The organism is Streptomyces thermovulgaris (assembly GCF_002155915.1).
Classification (GTDB): domain Bacteria; phylum Actinomycetota; class Actinomycetes; order Streptomycetales; family Streptomycetaceae; genus Streptomyces; species Streptomyces thermovulgaris.
In genome coordinates this window covers 1-15,733 of the sequence record NZ_MUME01000329.1, presented here as the reverse complement: position 1 = coordinate 15,733, position 15,733 = coordinate 1, and the positions used below count along the sequence as shown (strand labels likewise).

16 protein-coding genes are annotated in these 15,733 nt (G+C 73.2%); 5 read left to right on the top strand and 11 right to left on the bottom strand.

Annotation, left to right across the window (positions count from 1 at the left end):
* Nucleotides 1-52: 52 nt before the first annotated feature.
* Nucleotides 53-619, top strand: a complete 567-nt coding sequence (gene def / locus CCN35_RS22850; protein ID WP_067392304.1) for a peptide deformylase — start codon at nucleotides 53-55, stop codon at nucleotides 617-619.
* 280 nt (nucleotides 620-899) lie between these two features.
* Here def and CCN35_RS22845 read toward each other — a convergent pair whose 3' ends face one another.
* Complete coding sequence (locus CCN35_RS22845) at nucleotides 900-1,544, bottom strand: TetR/AcrR family transcriptional regulator (protein WP_067392302.1); 645 nt, start codon at nucleotides 1,542-1,544, stop codon at nucleotides 900-902.
* A 170-nt stretch (nucleotides 1,545-1,714) separates the two neighbouring features.
* Between CCN35_RS22845 and CCN35_RS22840 the strand changes: the two genes are divergently transcribed.
* A complete protein-coding gene (locus tag CCN35_RS22840; protein ID WP_067392300.1) occupies nucleotides 1,715-2,971 on the top strand; it encodes an acyl-CoA dehydrogenase family protein in 1,257 nt (418 codons plus the stop codon).
* A 57-nt stretch (nucleotides 2,972-3,028) separates the two neighbouring features.
* On the opposite strand, the gene CCN35_RS22835 is transcribed toward CCN35_RS22840, so the two are convergent.
* The 8 genes from CCN35_RS22835 to CCN35_RS22800 all read right to left on the bottom strand — a co-directional run bounded on the left by CCN35_RS22835 (nucleotide 3,029) and on the right by CCN35_RS22800 (nucleotide 11,107).
* On the bottom strand, nucleotides 3,029-3,547 hold the full coding sequence (locus CCN35_RS22835) for a cupin domain-containing protein (RefSeq protein WP_067392297.1): 519 nt from the start codon (nucleotides 3,545-3,547) through the stop codon (nucleotides 3,029-3,031).
* A 7-nt stretch (nucleotides 3,548-3,554) separates the two neighbouring features.
* Nucleotides 3,555-4,763: a cytochrome P450 gene (locus tag CCN35_RS22830; RefSeq protein WP_067392296.1), complete on the bottom strand. Its 1,209-nt coding sequence runs from the start codon at nucleotides 4,761-4,763 to the stop codon at nucleotides 3,555-3,557.
* Complete coding sequence (locus CCN35_RS22825; protein WP_268877192.1) at nucleotides 4,760-5,884, bottom strand: type III polyketide synthase; 1,125 nt, start codon at nucleotides 5,882-5,884, stop codon at nucleotides 4,760-4,762. Before CCN35_RS22825 ends, CCN35_RS22830 begins: the two co-directional genes overlap by 4 nt.
* 362 nt (nucleotides 5,885-6,246) lie before the next feature.
* The gene (locus CCN35_RS22820; protein WP_067392289.1) at nucleotides 6,247-6,489 is read right to left on the bottom strand and encodes a DUF6213 family protein; all 243 of its coding nucleotides are present in this window, start codon (nucleotides 6,487-6,489) and stop codon (nucleotides 6,247-6,249) included.
* A 25-nt stretch (nucleotides 6,490-6,514) separates the two neighbouring features.
* On the bottom strand, nucleotides 6,515-7,900 hold the full coding sequence (locus tag CCN35_RS22815) for an NADP-dependent succinic semialdehyde dehydrogenase (protein WP_067392285.1): 1,386 nt from the start codon (nucleotides 7,898-7,900) through the stop codon (nucleotides 6,515-6,517).
* A gap of 74 nt (nucleotides 7,901-7,974) precedes the next feature.
* Entirely contained in the window at nucleotides 7,975-8,439 is a 465-nt protein-coding gene (locus CCN35_RS22810; protein ID WP_086794122.1) for an NUDIX hydrolase, read from the bottom strand.
* Nucleotides 8,436-9,974 (bottom strand): ATP-dependent DNA ligase, encoded by a 1,539-nt coding sequence (locus CCN35_RS22805; RefSeq protein WP_067392279.1) that lies wholly within the window; start codon nucleotides 9,972-9,974, stop codon nucleotides 8,436-8,438. Before CCN35_RS22805 ends, CCN35_RS22810 begins: the two co-directional genes overlap by 4 nt.
* A 29-nt stretch (nucleotides 9,975-10,003) precedes the next feature.
* Complete coding sequence (locus CCN35_RS22800; protein WP_425444312.1) at nucleotides 10,004-11,107, bottom strand: NAD(P)/FAD-dependent oxidoreductase; 1,104 nt, start codon at nucleotides 11,105-11,107, stop codon at nucleotides 10,004-10,006.
* 77 nt (nucleotides 11,108-11,184) lie between these two features.
* On the opposite strand from CCN35_RS22800, the gene CCN35_RS22795 reads away from it, so the two are divergent.
* From CCN35_RS22795 to CCN35_RS22785, 3 genes are all read left to right on the top strand, one after another.
* The gene (locus CCN35_RS22795; protein ID WP_067392276.1) at nucleotides 11,185-11,769 is read left to right on the top strand and encodes a helix-turn-helix domain-containing protein; all 585 of its coding nucleotides are present in this window, start codon (nucleotides 11,185-11,187) and stop codon (nucleotides 11,767-11,769) included.
* Nucleotides 11,770-11,848: 79 nt separating this feature from the next.
* Nucleotides 11,849-12,826, top strand: a complete 978-nt coding sequence (locus CCN35_RS22790; RefSeq protein WP_086794118.1) for an NADPH:quinone oxidoreductase family protein — start codon at nucleotides 11,849-11,851, stop codon at nucleotides 12,824-12,826.
* Between the two features lie 282 nt (nucleotides 12,827-13,108).
* Complete coding sequence (locus CCN35_RS22785; protein ID WP_067392271.1) at nucleotides 13,109-13,303, top strand: hypothetical protein; 195 nt, start codon at nucleotides 13,109-13,111, stop codon at nucleotides 13,301-13,303.
* A 19-nt stretch (nucleotides 13,304-13,322) separates the two neighbouring features.
* Here CCN35_RS22785 and CCN35_RS22780 read toward each other — a convergent pair whose 3' ends face one another.
* Nucleotides 13,323-13,682 (bottom strand): DUF779 domain-containing protein, encoded by a 360-nt coding sequence (locus CCN35_RS22780; RefSeq protein WP_086794116.1) that lies wholly within the window; start codon nucleotides 13,680-13,682, stop codon nucleotides 13,323-13,325.
* 120 nt (nucleotides 13,683-13,802) lie between these two features.
* On the bottom strand, nucleotides 13,803-15,733 hold a 1,931-nt coding region (locus CCN35_RS22775; RefSeq protein ID WP_107501084.1), incomplete at its 5' end, for a SpoIIE family protein phosphatase.

Below are 15,733 nucleotides of genomic sequence, written 5' to 3'. Positions count from 1 at the left end.
GCCCGCGGCTGCGCGGCGGGGCGCGGGCCGAGGGAACCGTACCCTTGCCGCCATGCGACATGGCTCGATACCCGGCGCCCGCGGACGCGTCCGGCCCCTCACCCTGTTCGGCGACCCCGTTCTCGGCGCGCCCTGCGCGGAGGTCACCGACTTCGGTCCCGCGCTGTCCCGGCTGGTGGAGGACATGTTCGCCACGATGTACGCGGCACGGGGCGTGGGTCTGGCCGCGAATCAGGTGGGGGAGTCCCTGCGGGTGTTCGTGTACGACTGCCCGGACGACGAGGACGTGCGCCACCTGGGACATGTGGTGAACCCGCGGCTGGTGGAGACGGGCGGCGTGGTGGTCCGCGGCCCGGAGGGCTGTCTGTCCCTGCCGGGGCTGGAGGCGGGGACGGAGCGCTACGACGAGGCGGTCGTCGAGGGGTTCACGGCGACCGGGGAGCCGGTCACCGTGCGCGGGACGGGATTCTTCGCACGGTGTCTGCAGCACGAGTGCGACCACCTCCAGGGGCGCCTGTACGTGGACCGCCTCACGGGATGGCGCAGACGGAGGGTGCTGAGGCGGGCGGCGAGGGCGCCGTGGAACCGCGCGGCCCGGGAAGACGCCGGGGAGTCCTGAGGGGCCGGGGACCCTTGGGAGGGCCGTCCGGATCGCGCCACGGACCGCGGGGGGTGCGTGCATCCCCCGCGTCGCCGCCGGCTCGCCGGCACTCCGCGGCGGACTCCTCCTTCCGCCCTCCCCGTCCCTTGTCTCCCTCTGTCTCTCCTCCGGCCCTCTGCCGCCCTCTGTTCCTCTCCTCGCCGTGCGGCCGTGCGCGCCGGACTCCGCCCGGCCCGGCCGCAGGGCACCGCTCGCCGCGGCCGGGCCGGTCCGGACGGCAGCCCTGGAAGCCGGGCCGCTAGAAGCCCGGGCCGCCCACCTTGTCCCCGGCCGCCGCCAGCCGGCCCCACAGCAGGTCCGCGAGGCTGCGCACCAGCTCCGCGCGGGGGCAGGGGCGCTCGCCCAGCCACCAGTCGCCGGCCGCGTGCATCATGCCGACGATGCCGTGCCCCCACACGCGGGCCAGCTGACGGCTGTTCGGGCCGAGGTCCAGCCGCTCCTCGATGACCTTGGCCAGTTCCTCGCCCATGCGGCGCAGCAGCGGAGCGGAGTGCTTGCCGACGTCGAAGCCCTGGTCGCCGACCTGGCTGCCCTCCGCCGGGTGCATCAGGAACCGGTAGACCTGCGGGCGGGCCTCGATGGCCGCAAGATAGGTGTCCAGCGTGGCCTCCACCCGCTCGCGCCGGTCCCCGGGGGCGTCCAGCGCGGCCCGCAGCGAGTCGAGCAGGGCGTCGGTGTGCCGCTTGGCGAGAGCGGCGTACAGCCCTCCCTTGTCGCCGAAGTGGCGGTAGAGGATCGGCTTGGTGATGCCGGCCTCGGCGGCGATGGCGTTCATCGACGCCTGCGGGCCGTCGCGCAGAACCACCCGGTCGGCGGCCTCCAGCAGCTCGCGCCGTCGGCGGTCGGCGGAACGCTGCTGATCGGTCCGCTGCGTGGTGTCCATGAGCTCTCCCCACCCGTGCTGATTCGGTGACGCCTGCGCAAACTAGCACTTGACGGTGGCCGACATCTCGAACGGGCTGCCAGGGAGCTGCCGGAGGCCGACTTTACTCACGGGTAAACCAGGCAGTAGCGTTACCGCAAGTAACACGCAGGTGCGCCGCTGGAGGGGACATGGCCGAGTTCACCATGGAGCTCAACGACGAGCAGAAGGAGGTCCGGGACTGGCTGCACGGCTTCGCGGCCGATGTGATCCGTCCCGCGGCCGCCGAGTGGGACGAGCGCGAGGAGACCCCCTGGCCGGTCATCCAGGAGGCCGCGAAGATCGGCATCTACTCCCTCGACTTCTACGCCCAGCAGTACTTCGACCCCACCGGTCTCGGCATCCCCATGGTCATGGAGGAGCTGTTCTGGGGCGACGCCGGCATCGCCCTGTCCATCGTCGGCACCGGCCTGGCCGCGGTCGGCGTCCTCACCAACGGTACCGACGAGCAGATCGGCACCTGGATCCCGCAGATGTACGGCGACCCGAACGACGTCAAGGTCGCCGCCTTCTGCTCCTCCGAGCCCGACGCCGGCTCCGACGTGGCCTCCATGCGCACCCGCGCGGTGTACGACGAGGCCAAGGACGAGTGGGTGATCAACGGCACCAAGACCTGGGTGACCAACGGCGGCATCGCGAACGTCCATGTGGTCGTCGCCTCCGTCGACCCCGAGCTGGGCTCCAGGGGGCACGCCTCCTTCATCGTCCCGCCGAACACCCCGGGACTGTCCCAGGGGCAGAAGTTCAAGAAGCACGGCATCCGCGCCTCGCACACCGCCGAGGTGATCCTGGACAATGTGCGCGTCCCCGGCTCCTGCCTGCTCGGCGGCAAGGAGAAGCTGGACGAGCGTCTGGCCCGGGCCCGGGAGAGGCTCCGGAAGGGCGGGACGGGCAGCTCCTCCCCGGCCGGCAGCCGGGAGAGGGGGAAGAACGCGGCGATGGCCACCTTCGAGGCGTCCCGCCCGGCCGTCGGCGCGATGGCGGTGGGCACCGCCCGGGCCGCGTACGAGATCGCCCTCGACTACGCGAAGACCCGCGAGCAGTTCGGCCGGCCGATCATCGACAACCAGGGCGTCGCCTTCCAGCTCGCCGACATGCGCACCCGGATCGACGCCGCCCGCCTGCTGGTGTGGCGCGCCTCCTGGATGGCGGTCAACGGCAAGCCGTTCACCGCCGCCGAGGGCTCGATGTCCAAGCTGTTCGCCAGCGAGACCGCGAAGAAGGTCACCGCCCAGGCCATCCAGATCCTGGGCGGCAACGGCTACACCAGGGAGTACCCGGTGGAGCGGATGCACCGCGACGCGGCCATTTATACGATCTTCGAAGGGACGAGCGAGATCCAGCGGCTGGTGATCGCACGGACGCTCTCGGGAATGCCGATCCGCTGACGGCACCGCCGGCGCCGCCGGCGCCGTCGCCTCGCCGGTGCCGGCGGCGCGACGGCGCTAACGGTGCCTGAGCGGCGTCAGCTGCTCGATGTCGTAACGCTTGCGCAGTGCCTCGATGGCCTCGTGGTCCGGAGGGCCTTTGCTGCCCAGGATGTCGAGCAGCTCCTCGAAGTAGCGCTCGTGGTCCGGGGGCGGGGAGGCCTGGAAGAGCATCTTCGCCGGGGCGTCGGTCGGGTTGGCGAACGCGTGCGGGCAGCCCGGGGGCACGACGATGGCCGTGCCCGGGGTCGCCCGCACCACGCCCTGGCCGGAGCGGGACTCCCATGTCTGCCAGCGGTCGGGAGTCCGGACCCGCGGCTCGAAGGCGAGCACGTCCAGCTCGCCCTCGAGCACGTAGAAGAACTCCTCGCTGTGCGCGTGCACATGGGCACCCACGTCGAAGCCCGGCGGGACCTCCACCTCGAAGGTGGAGGCCACCCGCGAGTGCGCGCCGGTGACCTTGAACGTCACCCGCTGAGCCGGTGTCTCGATGACCCGCCCGTGGCCCGGCGGCACGAGCAGTCCTTCCGTGGTCATCGCGGGCTCACCACGTCACGGGCAGGGACTCGGGCCCGCGGGCCGAGGCGCCCTTCCCGAAGGGCACCTGGTCCGCCGGCACCGCGGGCCTCAGCCCCGGCACCCGGTCCAGCAGGGCGTCGACCAGCAGCTCCATTACCAGCCGGGTCAGCGGGCCGCCCGGGCAGTGGTGCGGGCCGGAGCCGAACGCCACATGCGGGTTCGGGGTGCGCGAGAAGTCGACCGACTCGGGGTCCGGGAAGACGTCCGGGTCGCGGTTGGCGGCGAGGTACGACACATGGACGACGTCGCCGGCGCGCATCCGTACGCCTTTGACGCTCAGGTCCTCCAGGACGACCCGGGGCGGCCCGAGCGCGTTGCGGTGCGGGAGGTACCGCAGCAGTTCCTCCACGGCCCGCGGACGGATCCCCGGCTCGCGGCGCAGCCGTTCGGCCAGCTCGGGGCGGGTGAGCAGGAGGTGGAACAGCTGCCCGCCGCTGTCCCCGACCGCCTCGCCGCCGGTCTGCAGGAGCACCGCGAGATCCACGGCCTCCCGCAGGGTGATCTCCCGGCACCCCACGGCCGCGCCGAGGAGCGAGGCGATGTCCTCGCCGGTGCTCTCCAGGCGCGCGTCGACGAGTTCGGCGAAGTACGCGCCCATCTCCTCCCGGGCCTGTTCGCCGGCGCCGTGCGGGGAGGACAGGACCCGCCGGGCCCAGGTGCGCACGCCGTGCCGGTCGGCGGGCGGCACCCCCATCAGCTCGCAGACCACCAGGGACGGGAACGGGCCGAGCACCGCATGGACGAGATCGGCGGGCGGGCCGTCCCGGAGGAGGCCGTCGACCAGTTCGTCCAGCATCCGCCGGGAGCTCTCCCGCACCCGCGCGACACCGTGTGCGGAGAGGGCGGGAGCGATCACGCGGCGCAGCCGGGCGTGGTCGGACGGATCCAGGAGGCCGATCGCCTCGTGGGCCGGCGCGGGGTGCGGGGCCGGCCGGGCGGCCCCGTGCTCCAGGGCCGCCGTACGGCCGAACCGGGGGTCCCCGGTGACCCTTCGCACGTCGTCCATGCGGGTCACCAGCCAGGCCCAGCCCTCGCCTCCGGGCAGCGCGACACGGGCGACCGGGCCCTTGCGCATCAGATCGGCCAGGACCGGGTCGAGGCCGACGCCGGCCGGGTCGAGCACGGGCCAGTGCCGTACCGGAGGCAGCGGTTCGGTGAGCGTCTCCTCGGTCATGCCCCGGCTCCGTTCTGCCAGCTGCCGAGCGACATCTCGGCGGTGATGCCGGGACCGAACCCGGCGAGCAGCCCGCGCGCCTGGTCCTCGGGGGCTCCCTCGTCGAACATCCGGCGCAGCGCGTCCAGGACGACGGCACTGGCGATGTTGCCGTACTCGGTGAGCGTGGCCCGGCTGAACCGGAACGCGTACGGATCGACGTTCAGGAACTTGCTGAGGTCGTCCAGGATGCGGGGGCCGCCGGCGTGGACGACGTAGAAGTCCAGGTTCGACGCGTCCCAGTCGTGCTGCTCGGCCAGGGCCCGCAGGGCCGGGGCGAGCGGCTCCATGGTGGTGGGCACCCGCTTGTCCAGCATGAAGTGGAAGCCGGTCTCCCGGACGTCGTACGCGATCCACCCCTCGGTCTTGGGGATCAGGTACGAGCCGTTGCGCTCCAGCCGGACACCGGTGCCGCCGGTGCCGCGGACCACGGCGGCGGCGATGCCGTCACCGAACAGACCGTTGGAGAGCAGGGAGCCGACGCCGAGGTCGGTGGGCTGGTAGCACAGCGAGCAGAACTCGCAGGCCACGATGAGCGCATTGGCCTCCGGGTAGGCCGTGCAGAAGTCGTGGGCCCGGTTGATCGCCGCACCGCCGGCCGCACAGCCCAGCTGGGCTATGGGGAGTTGACGGGTGGTCGAGTCGAAGCCCATCTCGTTGATCAGCCACGCCGTGAGCGAGGGCATCATGAAGCCCGTGCACGAGACGTAGATGATGACATCGATGTCGGAGGACAGGAGCCCGGCGTCGTCGAGTGCGCGCCGGACGACCGCGGGGACCCTGGCCTTGGCCTCCTGCTCGTAGATCTTGTTGCGCTGTTCGAAGCCGGGGTGCTTGAGGGTCTCCTCGATGGGCTGCACGATGTGCCGGGTGCGCACGCCGGTGTTCTCGATCAGGCGGAGCGCCAGCGCGAGTTGAGGGTGGTCCGCGTGGCGGGAGCGCGCGAGCTCCAGCGTTTCCTCCATGGTGATCACGTGCTCTGGAACGGACACCGAAGGTCTGCACAAAGTCGCCATGAGCCGTGCCTGCTTTCGCCGTCCGGAGAGCCGGTGGGCCCTCCGGTCAGAGGGTGGTGCACCCATGGGGGTGCTCCACCCACCATCACCCGGGAGGGCGACGATCTCTCGGTGGACTACTCCGATTCGGCGACAGCGCGTGAGCACCGGACGTCTTGCGCGGCGGTGGTGAAACGACGTCCCCGCCACCCCTGTTGAGCGGAAAGCGGCTGGTCAGAGGGAATGCGGTGGATGGCCGCCCGGCCCCCGGGCGGGCAGCGGCCGTGTGCGATGCGCAGCCGGACCGCGACGGGCGCGGCCGGGCCGCGACGGTCCCGAGGACGTCCGGCCGCGCCGTCCGAGCTCTCCGGGGCGGACGGCGCGGCTGGGCGCACCCGGGCGGATCCCCGCCGGCGCGCGGCCGGGACGCCGGCGGCGGGCGGGCCCGGTCAACCGGAAGGCGTCGCGCCGCTGCTGTGGGCGATGCAGGCCACGTCGATGCGGTCGGCCAGCTTGGCCAGCTCGATGGTCAGGGCGGCGACGGTGTCCTCGTCGAGACCCCCCTGGCCGGCCTCCACCAGACGCAGCCACCGGCCGCCGACCGTCCGCAGCAGCTTGCTCACATCGGCCGCGGCCACCTGCAACGTACCGCGGTCGTCGACGATCAGAGGCAGAGTCACTTCGCGGTTCACAAAAGGGATCGTAGCCTCGGAAACCTCACACTCCGTGCCATACGGTGGTGATGTTGCAGAACTCTCGGATTCCGTGCCCGGACAGCTCACGCCCGTACCCCGACCGCTTCACCCCGCCGAAGGGGAACGCCGGGTGCGAGGCGGTCATCCCGTTGATGTACACCCCGCCCGCCTCCAGGTCCCGCACGAACCGGTCGGCCTCGTCCTCGTCCCGGGTCCAGACATTCGAACTCAGCCCGAACGGCGAGTCGTTGGCGATCAGCACGGCCTCGTCCAGGTCGGTCGCCCGGTACAGCGCGGCCACCGGGCCGAAGGCCTCCTCGCGGTGGATGCGCATCTCGCGGGTGACGTCCGCCAGCACGGTCGGCGGGTAGTACCAGCCGGGCCAGTCGGGCCGTTCGCCGCCGCACAGCACCTTCGCCCCGCTCCGCCGCGCGTCGTCGACCAGCTCCTCCAGGTCCGCCCGGCCGCGCTCGCTGGCCAGGGGACCGACCTGGGTGTCCTCCTGCATCGGGTCGCCGACCCTCAGCGCCCTCATCCCGGCCACGAAACGCTCGGTGAAGGCGTCGTAGACGTCCGTGTGCACGATGAACCGCTTGGCGGCGATGCACGACTGCCCGGTGTTCTGCACCCGTGCGGTCACCGCGACCTCGGCGGCCCGGTCGAGGTCGGCGGACGGCATCACGACGAACGGGTCGCTGCCGCCCAGCTCCAGCACCGTCTTCTTGACCATCTCCCCGGCGGTGGACGCCACCGCCCGCCCCGCCGGCTCGCTGCCGGTCAGGGTGGCCGCCCTCACCCGCTCGTCGCGCAGGATGTCGTCGACCGCGCCGGAGCCGATGAGCAGGGTCTGGAAGCAGCCCTCGGCGAAGCCCGCCCGGTGGAACAGGTCCTCCAGGTACAGGGCGGTCTGCGGCACGTTGGAGGCGTGCTTGAGCAGACCGACGTTGCCGGCCATCAGCGCGGGCGCCGCGAACCGGATCACCTGCCACAGCGGGAAGTTCCAGGGCATCACCGCCAGCACCGGACCGAGCGGCCGGTAGCGCACCACGACCCGGGAGGCCCCGGAGTCCTTCACATCGGCGGCGGCGGGCTCCTCGTCGGCCAGCAGCTCCTCGGCGTGCCCGGCGTACCAGCGCATCGCCTTCGCGCACTTCGCGGCCTCCGCGCGGGACTGCGTGACCGGCTTGCCCATCTCCGTGGTCATGACACGGGCGATCTCCTGCCGGTCCTCGTCGAGGAGACCGGCGGCCTCGTTCATCAGCCGGGCCCGCTCGGCGAAGGACGTCGTCCGGTACGTGCGGAAGGTGGCCTGGGCGAGCTGGAGCCGCCGCTCGATCTCCTCCTCGCCCATGGCCTCGTACGTCTTGAGCGTCTCACCGGTGGCCGGGTTCACCGTGGCGATCGACATGACCGACCTCCCTGGTACGGGCTGTGCTTCGGCCCTCGCGCGCCGCGGTGCCGCCGCAACGCGTGAGGGTCTTCTCAGGGCGAGTGCTCAGCCAGCCGGTCGAGAAACGCGGCCTGCGCCTCGACGATCACCTCGCGGGCCCGGTCCAGGCCGAACCACGCCACCCGGTCCAGCTCCGGGAACTCCTGGACCCGCCCGGAGCGCGGCGGCCACTCCAGCGGGAACGTGCCGGGCACGACCGCCGCCGGGTCGAGGTCGGCCTCCACCGCCCAGACGGCGACGGTCTTGCCGTTCCTCTGCCGGACCTCGCCCAGCGGCACCGCCGTGCCGTTGGGCGGCGCCGTCCCCAGCTCCTCCCGGAACTCGCGGCGGGCGGCCTCCCAGGCGGACTCCCCGGGGCCGTACTCGCCCTTGGGGACGGTCCAGGCCCCCGCGTCGCGCCGCGCCCAGAAGGGGCCGCCCATGTGCCCCAGCAGCACCTCCAGGCCGGTGCCGGTCCGCCGGAACAGCAGCAGACCGGCGCTTCGCCTCCCGGTCACGGCACGACCCCCGGGTGCGCGGCCAGCAGCGTCTCCACGGTGTCCGCCTCCTCGGGCCGCTTGTCCTCGCGGTGACGCAGGACCCGGGCGAAGCGGAGGGCGACACCCGCCGGATAGCGGGGGGAGCGCTGCAGGCCGTCGTAGGCGATCTCGACGACGAGCTCCGGGCGCACCACCACTCCCCACTCCTTCTCCTCGACGGCCAGCCGGCGCAGCCGCTCGGTCTGCCAGGCCAGCATCGCGTCCGTCAGGCCCTTGAAGGTCTTGCCCAGCATGGCGAAGCCGCCGTCGGCGGTACGGGCGCCCAGATGCAGGTTGGACAGCCTGCCGGCGCGGCGGCCATGGCCCCACTCGGCGGCCAGGACCACCAGGTCCGCGGTGTGCACGGGCTTGACCTTCCGCCAGGACGCACCGCGCCGGCCCGCGCTGTAGGGGGCGTCCAGGGCCTTCACGACCACGCCCTCGTGACCGCGCTCCAGGGTCTCGGCGAGGAACCGCTCCGCCTCGGCCGCCTCCCCGGGCCCGGACACCTGGACGCGCCTGACCCGCATCGGCTCCGGGACCAGCCGGGCCAGCTCGGCGTACCGCTCGGCCAGCGGCAGGTCGAGCAGCTCACGGCCGTCGACCGCCAGCACGTCGAAGAAGACGGGGGAGACGGGGACCGCCGCGGCGGCCGCGGCCACGTCCACCCGTGAGCCGACGCGCCCGGCGGTCTCCTGGAACGACCGCGGGCGGCCGTCCGCCCCGAAGGAGACGACCTCGCCGTCCAGGATGAACCGCTCGCCCGCCAGCCCCAGGGCGGCCGCGGCGACCTCGGGCAGCCGGTCGGTGATGTCCTCGAGGGCGCGGGTGTGGATCCGCAGGGTGCCGCCGTCCCGGTGGACCTGGACACGGATGCCGTCCAGCTTCTCCTCGACGGCGCAGGCGCCCAGCCGGCCGACCGCCTCGGCCACCGAGGAGGCGCTGTGCGCCAGCATCGGAAGCACCGGGCGGCCCACCGTGAGCCGGAAGCGCGCCAGCGCCGGCGGGCCGTCCGCGAGCAGGGCCCGCGCCACCGCCTGCAACGACCCGGCCAGCATCACCGCCCGCCGCACGTCCGCCGCCGGCGCCCCCGTCGCCCGGGCCAGCCCCTCCACGGCGAGGGCCTCCAGCGCGCCCTGCCGGAGCTCCCCGGTGAGCAGCCCCAGCAGGAACCGCTGCTCGTCCTCGGTGGCCGCGCCCAGCAGCGCGCCGACGATCCGCGACCGCCGCGCCCGCGCCCCGGGGCCGGACGTCCTGCCGAGCTCGCTCAGCCGGAGGTCCACCTCGCGCACGGTCAGGGAGGGCGCGGCGGCGGGCGGGACCCTGCGGCCCAGGGACCGCCACCCCACGCCCAGCCGCCCCTGCGGCAGCCGCCCGGCCAGATACGGAATGACGACCGGCGCGTCGTCCGGCTCCGCCTCCCGGAACAGCTCCGCGAGCAGGGCGACCTTCCCCGACCGTGCCGAGGTGGCCGCGACCTCCCGCGACACCTGGGCCAAGCGGGCGAACAGCATGCGGCCATGGTGCACCGCCGGGCGGCGTCCTACATCCCGGCGGCACCGCCCGCCGCGACGGCCGCGTCGAGGTCGGCGAACAGCAGCTCGCCGTTGATCGCCGCACCGGCCCGGTAGCCGCGGCTCGCCGCGTTGATCACCTGCTCGGCGAAGCCGGCGGCGTTCCCGGCCGCCCACAGCCCGGGCACGGTCGTCAGACCCCGCTCGTCGGTCACGGGATACGCGCCGAACGGGGTCTCGCGCAGCTCGGCGCCCAGCCGCCGCAGGAGCCCGGTGCTGGGGACGGCGCGGGGCGCGACGAACAGCACCTCGAGGGGGTACTGCGTGCCCTTTCCCGAGGAGGCGTCCCCGGCGAGCCGGACCCCGGTCAGCCGGCCGGTTTCGACGAGCAGTTCCGCCACCCGGCCGGGCACCACCCGGACACCGGCCGCCGCGAGCCTGCGCAGGTCGTCGTCGGACAGCTCCGCCTCGGCCACCTCGTGCAGGAAGAAGGTCACGTCCTTGGACCACTGGGTGACCATCAGCGCCTGATGGACGCTCAGCGGGCTGGTGGCGAGCACGCCGAAGGCCCGGTCGCGGACCTCCCAGCCGTGGCAGTACGGGCAGTGCAGCACATCCCGGCCGAAGCGTTCGGCAAGACCCGGCAGCGCCGGGAGCTCGTCCTTCAGCCCGGTGGCGACGACCAGGTGCCGGGCGTGGACGGTGCGCCCTTCCGCCAGGGTCACGTCGAACTCCCCGGCGGCGTCCCGGACGGCGTCCACCGCCCGGTCCCGGACCAGCTCCACCCCGTACCGCGCGATCTCCTCGCGGCCGACGGCGAGGAACTGCGCCGGCGGCATTCCGTCCCGCGAGAGATACCCCTGCATGTGCGCGGCGGGCGCGTTGCGCGGCTCGCCCGCGTCGACGACCAGGGTGCGCCGCCGGGACCGGCCGAGGACCAGTGCGGCGGACAGTCCCGCCGCGCCGCCGCCGACGACGACGGCCTCGTACCGGTCTCCGTGCTTCCCGCCGGTGCTTGTGCCGCGGTCCGTGCCGTGGTCCTCGCCGCGGCTCCCGTCGTGGCTCCCGCCGGGGTTCCCGCCGAGGGTTCCGTTCTTTTCCGTCTTTTCCGTCTTTCCTGTCGTGCGGGTCAAGGCGACCACCTCCGCCAGGACGGTCGCCCGACCGGTGCCGCGTTGACAAACTTCTTTGCCGATTCTGCAATGAACGCATGGCTGTCGAGGACGTACTGGCCGGTGTGGGCCCACGGCTCCGGCGGATACGCAAGGAGCGGAAGGTGACCCTCGCCGCGCTCTCCAAGGCGACCGGGATCTCCGTCAGCACCCTGTCGCGGCTGGAGTCGGGCCTGCGCAGGCCCAGCCTGGAACTGCTGCTGCCGATCGCGCAGGCCCACCGGGTCCCCCTGGACGAGCTGGTCGGCGCCCCGCCGGTCGGCGACCCCCGGGTGCGTGCGAAACCGATCGTGCACGGCGGCCGCACCCACTGGCCGCTCACCCGTCAGCCGGGCGGGCTGCAGGCGTTCAAGGTGCTCGAACCGCAGCGCAGGCTCGAGCCGGAGCCGCGGACCCACGAGGGATACGAATGGCTGTACGTGCTGTCCGGCAGGCTCCGGCTGGTGCTGGGCGAGCACGATCTGGTGCTGACCGCGGGCGAGGCGGCCGAGTTCGACACGCGGGTGCCGCACTGGTTCGGGTCGACGGGGGAGGGGCCGGTGGAATTCCTGAGCCTGTTCGGGCCGCAGGGCGAGCGGATGCATGTACGGGCGCGGCCCGCACGTCGTGGGGGAGGTGGCTGACCTCCGGGGTTCCCGATCGGCAAGCGACTGCTTAGTATGCGGTGATCCGGTCCCGACGACGCAGTCCTGGAGGCGGCGCATGCAGGCATGGCGGGTGCACGAGAACGGCGAGCCGAACAGGGTGATGCGCCTGGAGGAGACCGAGCCGCCCACCCCCGGTGACGGCCAGGTCCTGCTGAAGGTGCGTGCCGCCAACGTCAACTTCCCCGACGCGCTGCTGTGCCGGGGCCACTACCAGGTCCGGCCGCCGCTGCCCTTCACCCCGGGCGTGGAGATCTGCGGCGAGACCGAGGACGGGCGCCGGGTGATCGCCGGCCCGGCGCTGCCGTACGGCGGTTTCGCCGAGTACGCCGTCGCCGACGCCGCCGCCCTGCTGCCCGCCCCGGACACGCTGGACGACGCCGAGGCCGCGGCCCTGCACATCGGCTACCAGACGGGCTGGTTCGCCCTTCACCGCCGGGCCCGCCTCGAAGCCGGCGAGACCCTGCTGGTGCACGCCGCCGCCGGCGGGGTCGGCAGCGCGGCCGTACAGCTCGGCAAGGCGGCCGGCGCCCGGGTCATCGGTGTCGTCGGCGGTGCCGAGAAGGCCGCCGTGGCACGGGAGCTGGGCTGCGACGTCGTCGTGGACCGGCGGACGGAGGACGTCATCGCCGCCGTCAAGGAGGCCACCGGCGGCCGGGGAGCCGACGTGATCTACGACCCGGTCGGCGGCGAGGCGTACGCCCAGTCCGCCAAGGTCGTCGCCTTCGAGGGGCGGATCGTCGTCGTGGGCTTCGCGAGCGGGACCATCCCGAGCCCGGCCCTCAACCACGCCCTCGTCAAGAACTACGCGATTCTCGGCCTGCACTGGGGCCTGTACCTCACCAGGAACCCCCGGCTGGTCCGGCACTGCCATGAGCAGCTCACCGAGCTGGCCGCCCGGGGCGCGATCAGACCGCTGGTGAGCGAGCGGGTGCCGCTGGGCGGGGCGGCGGCCGCCGTGCAGCGGGTCGCCGACGGCGTCACCACGGGCCGGGTCGTCGTGATGCCCTCGCTCGAGGACGGAACCGCTGCATGACCGGCAGTTCGCTGGCACGGACGAACAGCGCTGTGCGGAAGGTGAGTTGACGGTTCGTCAACTCACCTTCGCCGAAAGGTCGTTGACCGGGGTCATGGGTGGTTCGCGGGGAGCGCGGGCGGTCCGGCGGGGCCCGTCGGCGGCTTCCGGGGGCGCCGGCGCACGGGGAGCAGCCCGGCAGAACCACACATTTGGAGGACACGTCTGCCGCCCGGCCGCCCCCTTCGCTGCGCCACACTTGCGGCCGAAACCGCGAGGCGGGCGTGGCGGAGGAGGCCGACGATGATTGTTTCCATCTCTGTGGTGCTGCTGCTCCTGATCATCGCGGTGATCTTCGTGCGCAACGGCGCCCTGAAGCTCTCGCACGCCCTGCTCTGCGTGCTGCTCGGCTTCTGCCTGGCCGGGACGAGCATGGCGCCCACCCTCCACGAGGGCCTGGCGGCCGCGGCGCACATCGTCGGCGGTCTGCGCCCCTGACACGGTCCTTCGCGGACGCTCAGGCGCCGATCACCCGGGAACGGACGAGAAAGCGCACCCCCTCGGGCGCCTCCAGGGAGAAACCGCTGCCCCGGCCGGGCACCACGTCGACGATCAGCCGCGTGTGGCTCCACGCCTCGTACTGGCTGCGCGACATCCAGAACGCCACCGGCCGGTTCACTCCCTCCACCTCCAGCTCTGCGAGCAGCACGTCCGAGTCACCGGTGCGGAACTCGCCCTCCGGGTAGCACATGGGGGCGCTGCCGTCGCAGCAGCCGCCCGACTGATGGAACATCAGCGGTCCGTGCGTCCGGCTCAGCCGCCGCACCAGCTCGGCCGCCGCGGGCGTGAGTTCGACACGCGGGATCTCCTCGTGCATCGTCGCCGTCCTTCGTCGCAGGAAGTCGCAGGGAGCAGAAGCCGGGGTTCGGGACCCGGGGTCCAGACAAGCAGGACGGAGGTTGCGGCAGGGTTGCAGCGGCCGCGGGTCGACAGCGGTTCACCGCTGGGAAAGGGGCTGTTCGGTCCAGGTCGTCTTGCCCGAGGGGGTGAAGCGGGTGCCCCACGCATGGGCCAGCTGGGAGACGATGAACAGGCCGCGGCCGCCCTCGTCGACGACCCGGGCGTGGCGCAGATGCGGGGCGGCCGACCCGGAGTCCCGCACCTCGCAGGTGAGGGTGCGGTCGCGGATCAGGCGGAGTTCGACCGGCGGGACCCCGTACTTGAGGGCATTGGTGACGAGTTCGCTGACGATGAGCTCCGTGTTGTAGGCCGTCTCGGGATCCACCTGCCAGTCGGTGAGCTGCTTGCGGGCACGGTCGCGGGCGATGGCCACCGAGGAGGGATCCGCGTCGAGCCGCCAGGAGGCGAACCCGCCCGGCGAGAAGGAGCGGGCGCGGGCGACGATCACCGCCGCGTCACCCGTGCCCAGACTGTCCGGAAGGGCGTAGACCAGGGCGTCGCACAGCTCCCGCAGCGGACGCCTGTCGTAGTCCGGCACCACGCGCAGCGGTCCGGAGGACAGCGCGAGGCTGCTGGTGATGCGCGGATCGCTGGCGAAGACCAGCACGCTGCCCTCCGGGACCTCGAACTCGACCGTGGCGAAGGGAGCGTCCTCCCGGGAGGCCAGGGACGGCCCGGCCGGGCAGTCGGGAACGGTGACGGTGCGGTCCGGCAGCCCCACGACGGGCGTCAGAGAGCCCGCCACCGCCATCACGCAGGTGCCGGTCAGGGGATCGTGGACGGCGTACACGCAGTCGGCGGTGAGCGTCTCGCAGCGCAGCGGGTCGCCCAGCGGCAGGTCCGCCCGCTCGGACGCGAGCTCGACCGCCGTGTCGTGCAGCCGGGCCATGAGCTCGTCGGGAGCGAGGTCGAAGGCCGACAGGGACCGTACGACGGTACGCAGCCGGCCCATGGTCGTGGCCGCGTTCAGCCCCTGCCCGGACACCCTGCCGACCACGAGCGCGGTACGGGCCCCGGACAGGGGAATGGTGTCGTACCAGGCACCGGGGTCGGCACCGGTGACCGTCAGGAAGGCGGCCTGGAGGGAGGTGTGGCTCTCCGGGCGGCGGGGCAGCAGCCGGCGCTGGACCAGGGCGGCCACGGTGTGCTCACGGACGTAGTGCCGGGCGTTGTCGATGCCCAGGGCGGTGTGCGCGGCCAGCTCGACGGCGAGCCGCCGGTCGTCCGCGTCGAACGGCGGGGACGGCTCCGCGCGGTAGAGGCTGACCAGCCCGAGCACCGTGTCGCGCAGGGCCAGGGGCACCACCAGCAGTGTGTGGCACCGCGCCGCGCGCATCGCCGTCGCACGCGGCGGGTCGACGGACAGCCACGGGGCGGACGGGTGCAGCGGAACCACCCGGGGCCGCAGATCGGTCAGGGCCTGGGTGAAGGGCGTGGGGGCCGGCAGACGGAGTATGGTGCCCACGGGGTGCGCCTGCGGCAGGTCGTCCAGGCGGCTGCGGAAGGCGGTGCGCATCAGGGGCGTGCCCGGCGGCAGCGGAGCGAGAGGCGGATCGTCGCCGCGGAGCACGGAGTCCACCACCTCCACGATCGCCACGTCGGCGAACTCGGGAACCACGGCTCCGGCGAGCTCCTCGCCGCTCACCGAGGGATCCAGGGTGCGGCCCACCCGGCGGCGTATCGCCTCCAGCACCCCGACGCGGGCGTGTTCGCGTTCCCGGTCGGTGACGTCGATCACGGCGCCCGCCAGACCCAGCACCCGCCCCTCCGGATTCAGCAGGCGCTGGGCGGTGAGCTCGAAGTACCGCTCCTGAGGATCCCCCTCGACCCGCACCCGCACGACGTGCCCGCGCAGGGCCTCCCCGCTCTCCAGCACGTTCCGCAGCAGGTCCTCCACCTCGCTGCCCTCCGCGATCCGCAGCACCTCGCGGAGAGGACGCCCGGTCAGCTCGTCCGCGGACGAGCCCC